The sequence below is a fragment of the Corallococcus carmarthensis genome, assembly GCF_003611695.1.
GTDB lineage: Bacteria > Myxococcota > Myxococcia > Myxococcales > Myxococcaceae > Corallococcus > Corallococcus carmarthensis.
In genome coordinates this window covers 1-8716 of the sequence record NZ_RAWE01000309.1, presented here as the reverse complement: position 1 = coordinate 8716, position 8716 = coordinate 1, and the positions used below count along the sequence as shown (strand labels likewise).

Below are 8716 nucleotides of genomic sequence, written 5' to 3'. Positions count from 1 at the left end.
GTGGTGACGCTGGGGGTGCTCGCGGGGATGGTGCGGGTGGACCGCACGGCGCGCGGGCCGGTGATGCTCCAGCAGGGCGAGTGGGTGGACGTTCCCGCCCCGGCCGCGGGGCGTGTGATGTCGGTGGACGTGGGGCTGAGCGAGCCGGTCCAGGCCGGGAAGGTGGTGGCAAGGCTGGAGACGGCGTCAGGGACGACGGAGGTGGTGGCGCCCCTGGAGGCGATCGTGGGCCAGGTGCCGGTGACGAAGGGTGCGCAGGTGGTGGAGGGGCAGCCGGTGGTGGCGTTGCTGAACCGGAAGGTGCTGCCGTCGCTCCACGTGTTGTTCCCGGGGGAGTACCGGTCGGAGCTGGCGCCGGGGATGACGTTGGAGTTTCAGCTGCCGGACATGCCGGTCCCGCTCGAAGCGGAGATCGAGCAGGTGGAAGGTCCGGAGGAGTCGCTCCAGTTCGCGAAGGTGCGGCGGCGGGCGGACGCGGTGTCCCGGGATGGCGTGGTGCTGGTCCGGGCGCACGTGCCGGCCCGGACCTACGAGCGGGAAGGCAAGAAGCGCGTCTACCAGGACGGCGAATCGGGCCGGGCCCAGGTGAAGCTGGGAACGCAGCGGTTGATCGTCGCGTGGTTCCCGGGCCTGCGTGCTGCGCTGCCGTGAGGGCTGAGGGCCTGGGTCCACGCGTCCTCACCCGGACGGGGGATTGTGAGCGTTGTCGCGGACGCCGCAGCATGGCCGCGTAGAACCCCACCTGAAAGGCTCCCCATGCCGCTGCCTCTCATTCCTGTCGCGATCGGACTCGCAAGCCTCCTCGGATATGGAGCGAAGAAGGGCTACGACGGCGTCGATGCCATGCGGGAGGCCAATGAGATTGGCGAGGCCGCGGAGGCAAAGCACCGCGAGTGGCTCGGGCATCTCGATGAAACACGCGGCGGGTTGCAGGGGAAGCTCGACGCCCTTGGCGAACAGAAGGCGAAGGTGGTGGCCACCACCTTCAAGCGCCTCTTCGACTTCCTTGAGCAGCTGAACCAGCGGGCCCGCATCGCCGCGCTGGAGAGCCTGGGGGCGGTGGGGGTCAGCCGGGAGGAGGTGCGCCAGTTCGCCGCGCAGTACCTCGAAGCGGGCGGCGCCCTCTCTGGCGCCGTCACGGCCGCGATGACCGGCGCCGGTGCGAGCGCCATGACGACGGGGCTCGTCACCACCTTCGCCACCGCGGGCACCGGCGTGGCCATGTCGGGCCTGTCGGGGGCCGCGGCGAACAGTGCGCTCCTGGCCTGGCTGGGCGGAGGCTCCCTCGCGGCGGGGGGCTTTGGCATGGCGGGAGGCGCCGTGGTCCTCGGCGGCATCGCGGTGGCGCCCGCCGCGGCCGTGGCCGGCTTCTTCCTCGCCCGGGAGGGAGAGAAGGCGAAGACGAAGGCCGAAGCCTATTCGTGCGAAGTGGATGAACAGGTGGCGAAGATCGAAGCCATCATCGGACTGCTGGCGCGGGCGGGCATCCGCGTGGAAGAGCTGAGCACGGTCCTCGACCTGCTCGACCAGCGCGCGAAGGCGGCGGTCGAGTCCCTCTGGACGTTGTCCGGACACTTCAACGCCGAAGACGATGCGCATCTGGCTCGCTTCGCCATCGCCATGCAGTTGGCCAAGGCGGAGAGTGAATTGATGCGCGTCCCGCTCTTCACCGAAGGCGGCGACCTCAACGTTCAACTGGAGGCCCTGCTCGGGCAGACCCGTCACCTCCTGCATTCGGAGGCGGCATGACCTCGAAGAACCTGGCCCCCGTGGGCAATCTGCCCGTGGCAGGGATTGGCGACGTCCTGCAGGGCATCCGGACCATCACCGAGTGCGTGCGCGACATCGCGAAGGAGCAGACCGAGCAGACGCGCCTGCGGGAGAATGCCCGGGTGAACGTGGAGCACATCCACGCCATGCGCGACGTGCTGATGCACCACCTCGATCGCAGCTTCGACGAGCGGAAGGAGAACTTCCGGCAGCTCTTCGAACGGCTCGACGGTGCCATCCAGGGCAACAACGTGCAGATGGCTTCGGCCGTCCTGGATTCGGTGGTGAAGCTCGCGGACGCCTCGCCCTTCAAGGCCCTGCAGGACGTGGCGGCGACGCGCGCGGCCTTGGGGCAGAAGGGACAGGAGTGGAAGTTCTAGTCAGGCCCCCTGCCGCGACAGCCGCCGCTCCAGGCGCTCAAGCCGGAGCTGGTGGTCGTCGGGCAGCTCCACGGGAGCGGCCAGCCGGGCGTGGTACAGGGCCCGGGGCAGGTCCTTGAGCGAGTGTTCGTAGAGCTTCGTCAGGGACAGGTGCAGCACCGCACCCTGACCGGGCTTCGCGAACGTGAGCGCCCGCTGAAGGTGCGCCACCGCCGTCTCGCAGTCACCCGAGCGGCGGCAGACGCGCGAGGCCAGCACCAGCGCTTCAATCCCCACCGGGCCGCCGCTCTCCGCGGCGGCCTTCGCGAAGGTCAGCGCGCGCTCCGCGTCCCCTGCCCGCTCCGCCACCTGCGCGAAACCGAGCAGATCCCTGGGGTCCTGCGGCTCCGTGCCTTCCGACTGGAAGCGGCGCACCAGGTCGCCCAGCAGCGCCGCCAGGAGCAGCAGGTCCTTCTGGTTGTGCTCCAGCACCGGCACCAGCTCCGAACCGTCCGTGCCGCGCAGGAAGCGGAAGTACAGCTCCGGGATCAGGGAACCGTCCACGTCCCCCACCCGGTGATGCCCCAGCACCTTCGACTCCAGGTGCACGAGCCTCGCGCCCTCGCCCCGGTGCTTGAACACGCGCCGCGCGCAGTGCAGCAGGTCCAGGTGCGGCAGCTCCTTCGGCACCGGCACCCGGTTGAGCACGAAGCGCGTGCGCAACAGCGGCCAGTCGAAGCTCTTGCCGTTGTACGTGACGAGGCAGGACGACGACGCCATGCGCTCGGCCAGGAGGCGCAGCATGGGCGCCTCCTCCCCCATGCGCCGCAGGAAGAGCTGCTGCACGCGCAGGGAGCGGCCCTCGAACCAGCCCAGGCCCACCAGGAACGGCACCGTGCCCGTTCCACCCGCGAGCCCTGTCGTCTCCGTGTCCAGCATCAGCATCCGGGTGAAGTCCACCGACTCCAGCTCCGGATGCAGCGCCAGCCCCGCCACCAGGCGCGCCTCCACGTCGAGCGCCGCCGCCACCGGCGCCGTGCCGTGACAGTGCTCCGGCGGGTACAGCTGCTCGGCCACGTGCACCGTGCCATGCGGCGTCGACCGTGCCTCCACCGGCAACGCCCGCGGCTCGGGGACCGGCGCCGCTGCCTTCCGAGCCGATGCCGTGCCCTGCCGCTCCGCCCAGAACGACAGCATCTGGCGCAGCGCTTCCACCCGTGGATCCGCCGCTCCGTCCGCCGTGCCACCCCGCTTCGCCGCGAACCGCCGCCGCGCCTCCTCGCGCAGATCCACCAGGCCATCCGCCCGAGCCCGGGCAGTTCCCTCCGCGAGCCCGTCTTCACGGGCCTGCGTGACCGCATCCGCGAGCCTGGCCTCGCGTGCACGCGCATCCTGCGTGGCCGGCGCACCCGGCTCCACGTCGACGGCAGGCTCACCCTCCCCGTCCATCGTGAGGCGCTTGCGCAGCGCCTGCACCAGGACCTCCGCGATGGTGGTCGTGCCCGCCTCTTCCACCGAGGGAACCCGAGCCACCGCCTCGTCCCGGGCGCGCGCCTCCACCGCCGGTGTCTCCACGGCGGGAGTCACCACCACGGTGTTCACGGGCCCCCGGGCCTGACTGCCGGGGCCCGCGTTGGTGAGTCGGGACAGCTTGCGCTTCAGGTCCATGCCGCGCCCGTGCTCCTCACTGCACCCCGGCGACGCCGAGCGCCGCCAGCAGGTCCAACGCCAGCCGCTTGCGAGGATGCGACCCCGACGGCGCGCTCCCCGGCTGCCCACCCGCCGCCGGCCCGATGCACGCCGGACATCCATCCTCGCACGGGCACGACTCCAGCAACTTGCGCCCTCGCAGCAGCAGCTCCTCGCGCTGATCGTACAGCCGCGCCGCCAGCCCCACTCCGCCGGGCACGTTGTCGTAGAGGAACAGCGTCGGCTCGAAGCCCACGCCCCCCTCCTTGCGCGGCGGACCGTCCGGTTCGTCCCGGCTGCCCAGCGTCCGGCCCAGGTCGCGCGGGTCGCTCATCAACCCCACGCACGCCACCGTGCGCAGCGCGGAACCCAGGCCGCGAAGCGCGTCGATGACCGCGGGCCTCGGAGCGTCCATGGCGCGCACCACCGCCTCCGGAACCGTCAGCCACAGCGCCGACGTGTGCATCTGCATCTCCGGCAGCCGCACGTCGCCGTAGCCCACGTTCTCGTGCGTGTGGAACTTGATCTTCTTGTAGCCCACCACCTTCTCGATGACGGACACCTCGCCCAGCCCCGCGTGCAGCGACGGCCCCAGCGGCGCGCCCTGGTCCTCCTGGATGACGCTCACGCGCACGTTCGTCATCGCGTCCGTGAAGTAGTCCGGCGCCACCTTGCGCACGAACGCCTTGTGGTTCTCCAGGTCCAGCTGCTCCACCTGGTACTGCTCGGAGTCGTGCTGGTAGATGGCCTGCTCGTGCAGCTGCGTGTGCGCGGAGCGGAAGTCCATCTCCGCCAGCGTCTTGTCCGTTCCGCGCTCGATGACCACCACGTTGTCCCAGCCCACGCTGCGCAGCGACACGTGGTGCGCTGGGTACGCGTCCGACGACCAGTGGAACATCCGCCGGCCGCCCTCTGGCGCCTGCGACGGGTGCACCACCTGATGCTGCGTGAGGAAGTCCAGCGCCTCCGTGGTGTTCTCCACCGGCACGTCGCCGAACGCATCCCCTTCCTCGAAGGGCAGCTCGAACGCGGCGCACTTCAGGTGCTGGACCAGGATCTCCACGTTGTCCGGATCAATGCGCGCATGCTCCACCGGCGCGCCCGTGAGCGCGCGCGGATCCGCCGCGAAGTACTGATCCAACGGCGCGCTGGAGGTCACCAGCAGCGCCAGGCTCCCCATGCCCCGCCGGCCCGCGCGGCCGAAGCGCTGCGCCAGTGCAGCCACGGAGCCCGGGTAGCCCGCGCACACCACCGCGTCCAGCGACCCGATGTCGATGCCCAGCTCCAGCGCGTTGGTGGCCACCACGCAGCGCACCTCGCCCGCGCGCATCGCGGCCTCCGTGGCGCGCCGGGTGCCCGGCAGGTATCCGCCCCGGTAGCCCTGGATGAGCGACGGGTCCAGCTTCTCCTCCACGAACCGGTCGCGCAGGTACTTGAGCATCACCTCCACGTTGTTGCGCGACTGGCCAAACAGCAGCGTGGACACCCCTGCACGCACCAGGTCCGAGGTGAGCCGCACCGCGCTCTTGAGATAGCTGGCGCGGATGCCCAGCTCCGCGTTCACCACCGGCGGGTTGTAGACCAGCACCCGGCGCTCGCCGGACGGCGCACCGCTCTCCGACACGAGCGCCACCTCGCGTCCCAGCATCCGCTCCGCGTGCGCCTTCGGGTTGCCGATGGTCGCCGACGCCAGGATGAACGTGGGCGAAGCTCCGTGGAACCGGGCCACCCGCTGCAACCGCCGCAGCACGTTCGCCAGGTGCGAGCCGAAGACGCCCCGGTACGTGTGCAGCTCGTCAATCACCACGTAGCGCAGGTTCGCGAACAGCCGCGCCCAGTTCGCGTGGTGCGGCAGGATGCCCGTGTGCAGCATGTCCGGGTTGGTGAGCACCACGCCCGCGCGCTCACGGGCCGCACGGCGCGCGTCTCCCGGCGTGTCGCCGTCGAAGGTGATGGCGCCATGGCCCAGGCCTGCCTCGCGCATGAACGCGCGCAGCGACTCTTCCTGATCGCGCGACAGGGCCTTGGTGGGGAACAGGTAGAGCGCCCGCGCTTCCGGCTCGCGCGCGAAGCGATCCAGCAGCGGCAGGTTGTAGCAGAGGCTCTTGCCGGACGCGGTGGGCGTGGCGATGACCAGGCTCTCCCCGTCTCGGGCCCGTTCGAAGGCCTCCGCCTGATGGGAGAAGAGCTGCTCCACGCCCCGGCGCTTGAGCGCGTCCCGGACCTGCGGGGACAGCCCCTCCGGCATCGGCGCGAACACGCCCGCGCGGGCCGGCGTCACGGCGTCGTGGACGATGTTCGGCCACACCTGCCGGTCCGTCCGCCATCCCTGGAGGACGGCGTCCAGCCCGCGAGCCCCCGACCACGGCGTGCGGCGCGGGCCGGAGAAGGCCTCGGTTTCCTTCTCGGGCTTCATAGGGCCGGGCACTGTACAGACGTGTACCCGGAAGGACAACGCGCGTCAGGACCCGTCGCGCCGGTCCCCCAGGGGCCGACCGCCCACGTTCCAGCCGGGCGGTAGCGCGGGCTGTGACTCCCACCTGGACCGACGGCTTCAGAAGCCTCGACGCGCGTCCCGGGCGGACCCTAGTGTCCCGCGCCCGTGGCGCTCGCGATCTTCCTCTTCACGTACATCTTCATCGCCGGGGCGAGGCTGCCCTTCATCAAGCTGGACCGTCCCGGAGGTGCCCTCCTGGGCGCCACGCTGATGGTCGTCGCCGGGGTCGTCACGCCCGCGGAGGTCTTCGGCCACAGCTCGGACCGGGGCCAGCAGGCCATCGACATGGACACCCTCGTCCTGCTCCTGGGGATGATGCTGCTGGCCGTGTACCTGGCGCAGGCGAACTTCTTCCGCGCCGCCGGAGCCAAGGCCGTGCGCGTCGCGCACACGCCCCGGCTGCTGCTGGTGGCCGTCACCTGTGTGAGCGCGTTCCTGTCCGCGTTCCTCGTCAACGACACGGTGTGCCTGTTCCTCACGCCGCTGGTGCTGGTGGTGGTGGAGGACGCGCGCCTGCCGCCCGTGCCGTACCTGCTCGCGGTGTGCATGGGCAGCAACAGCGGCTCCGTGGCCACCTTCACCGGCAACCCGCAGAACATGCTGATCCAGGGCGCGTCCGGCCTGGGCTACGCACGCTTCGCCGCGTACATGGCCCTGCCCGCCGTGCTCTCCACCGCCATCGTCGCCGTGGCGCTGCTGTACCTCTTCCGAAAGGACCTGCCGGCCGCGCGCTTCGACACGCACCCGCCTGCGCTGGAGGTGGACCGCCGGCTGCTCGCGCTGGGCCTGGGGACCCTGCTGGGCGTGGTGGTGGCGTTCTTCGCCGGGCTGCCCATGAGCTGGAGCGCGCTCGCGGGCGGAGTGCTGGTGATGTCGCTGTCCCGGCACGACTCGCGCGAGGCGCTGGAGCGCGTGGACTGGGTGCTGCTGCTCTTCTTCGCCAGCCTCTTCGTCGTCGTGCACGGCGTGAACAAGGCGGGCTGGGCGGAGGAGATCCGCCACCTGTTCTCCCCGCTGATGGCCGGGCCGCCCTGGCGCGAGACGCTGGGCTTCGCGGTCCTCACACTCGTGGCGTCCAACCTGTTCAGCAACGTGCCATTCGTGATGCTCGCGCGCGCGTGGGTGCCGTCCATGCAGGAGCCGGAGCTGGCGTGGCACGTGCTCGCGCTGGGCTCCACGCTGGCGGGCAACCTCACGCTGGTGGGCAGCGTGGCGAACCTCATCGTCTTCGAGGCCGCGCGTGGCAAGGTCCGCATGGGCTTCATGGACTACCTGCGCATCGGCGTGCCCGTGACGTTGCTCAGCTTCGCCGTGGGGCTGGGCGTGCTCCTGGCCGAGCACGCTCTCTTCTAGGCAGGCCGCCCCACCTGTCCGGCGGTCGGACAGGTTCGCGCCGCCTCGGGCACCGGGCGGCTCAAGCGTCCGGATCCGGCAGCTCGCCCGGGGACAGCTGGAGCTCGGGCGGAGCCGGCGCGGGTGCGGACGCCGGGGTGACTGCGGAGGGCACGGTGTCCGCCGCGGTGCTGCCCGAGGGGGCCGCGCCCTTGCGGTTCGTGGGCGTCAGGTCCTTCACGAACATGTCCGCGACCTTGTCCAACAGGTCCGTCATGGCCAGGCGGAACAGCTCCGGCTCCTTGCCGACCTTGAACGGATCCAGGTGCGGAGCGCCCTGCTCCACCGCGTCCAGGTCGAACGGCCGGCGCCACAGCTCCGAACGTCCATCCACCCGGAACATGCGGCCGTAACCCTTGAGGTAGGCCCCCGCGTGCCCATCCTCGCTGCGCATGCCGTAGTCCTGGATGACGAACTCCACGACGGTGTCCGCCCCCAGCGGGGCCATCAGGTCGTAGTCCGGCGCGTTGGCGGGCACCTCCTCCACCAGGAAGCTCTCCAGCGCGGAGGCCACCCGGGCGGGGTCCACCGTGTCCGTCCACGGGGCCTCTTCCGGCAGGCGCGACAGGGTGGTGACGCGCAGGCGTTCGGAGAGCTCGAAGCGCGTCACCGCCTGCTGCAGCTTCACGGTGAGCCGGCGGTCCGCCTCCTTGGGCTCCAGCTTCTTGAGCTTGCCCGAGTAGGCGCCGTCCTCCTGGAACACCTTGCTCTTGGGCCCCGCGCCGTCCTCGATGCGGGAGATGAAGGCGGGCCGCTGGACCCGGTCCAGGTCCGCGCCGGAGAGCCGCTGCGCGGCGCAACCGGCGGTGAAGGCGACGAGGACTGCCGCGAAAAGGACGCTTCGGCTTCGCACCATGGGGCCCAGGCTATCCCATCCCCGCCCCCCTGGCCTGTTTGTGACCCACCGAAAGCCTGGGGAAGGCCCGGCGCTGCTATGCTGCGCGGCCGTGAATCCTCCCCCCTCTGTTCCCCCCGACCCTGTGTCTTATACACATCTGTCGCTGACGAC

At 71.0% G+C, this 8716-nt stretch carries 6 protein-coding genes and 1 pseudogene; 4 read left to right on the top strand and 3 right to left on the bottom strand.

Features of this window, described 5'->3' with window-relative positions; genetic code table 11:
* The 3 genes and pseudogenes from D7X32_RS45795 to D7X32_RS41225 form a co-directional block, all read left to right on the top strand.
* A pseudogene (locus tag D7X32_RS45795) lies at positions 1-651 on the top strand (hypothetical protein); the annotation flags it as partial.
* A 105-nt stretch (positions 652-756) separates the two neighbouring features.
* A complete protein-coding gene (locus D7X32_RS41230; protein ID WP_120607988.1) occupies positions 757-1749 on the top strand; it encodes a hypothetical protein in 993 nt (330 codons plus the stop codon).
* Positions 1746-2150 carry a hypothetical protein gene (locus D7X32_RS41225; RefSeq protein WP_120607987.1) on the top strand — a complete coding sequence of 135 codons (405 nt, stop codon included), beginning with the start codon at positions 1746-1748 and terminating at the stop codon, positions 2148-2150. Before D7X32_RS41230 ends, D7X32_RS41225 begins: the two co-directional genes overlap by 4 nt.
* Here the strand turns inward: D7X32_RS41225 and D7X32_RS41220 are convergent, their stop codons facing one another.
* Positions 2151-3797, bottom strand: a complete 1647-nt coding sequence (locus D7X32_RS41220; RefSeq protein WP_120607986.1) for a ribonuclease H-like domain-containing protein — start codon at positions 3795-3797, stop codon at positions 2151-2153.
* 16 nt (positions 3798-3813) lie between these two features.
* A complete protein-coding gene (locus tag D7X32_RS41215; RefSeq protein WP_208752719.1) occupies positions 3814-6234 on the bottom strand; it encodes a DEAD/DEAH box helicase in 2421 nt (806 codons plus the stop codon).
* 186 nt (positions 6235-6420) lie between these two features.
* Between D7X32_RS41215 and D7X32_RS41210 the strand changes: the two genes are divergently transcribed.
* Positions 6421-7668 carry an ArsB/NhaD family transporter gene (locus D7X32_RS41210; RefSeq protein ID WP_120607985.1) on the top strand — a complete coding sequence of 416 codons (1248 nt, stop codon included), beginning with the start codon at positions 6421-6423 and terminating at the stop codon, positions 7666-7668.
* A gap of 61 nt (positions 7669-7729) precedes the next feature.
* Here the strand turns inward: D7X32_RS41210 and D7X32_RS41205 are convergent, their stop codons facing one another.
* Entirely contained in the window at positions 7730-8563 is an 834-nt protein-coding gene (locus tag D7X32_RS41205; protein WP_171449583.1) for a hypothetical protein, read from the bottom strand.
* Positions 8564-8716 lie beyond the last annotated feature (153 nt).

Bases quoted from the DNA above. Each gene is read 5' to 3' on its own strand.
- D7X32_RS41230 (WP_120607988.1), top strand. From the start codon at position 757: ATGCCGCTGCCTCTCATTCCTGTCGCGATCGGACTCGCAAGCCTCCTC.
- D7X32_RS41225 (WP_120607987.1), top strand. From the start codon at position 1,746: ATGACCTCGAAGAACCTGGCCCCCGTGGGCAATCTGCCCGTGGCAGGG.
- D7X32_RS41220 (WP_120607986.1), bottom strand. From the start codon at position 3,797: ATGGACCTGAAGCGCAAGCTGTCCCGACTCACCAACGCGGGCCCCGGC.
- D7X32_RS41215 (WP_208752719.1), bottom strand. From the start codon at position 6,234: ATGAAGCCCGAGAAGGAAACCGAGGCCTTCTCCGGCCCGCGCCGCACG.
- D7X32_RS41205 (WP_171449583.1), bottom strand. From the start codon at position 8,563: ATGGTGCGAAGCCGAAGCGTCCTTTTCGCGGCAGTCCTCGTCGCCTTC.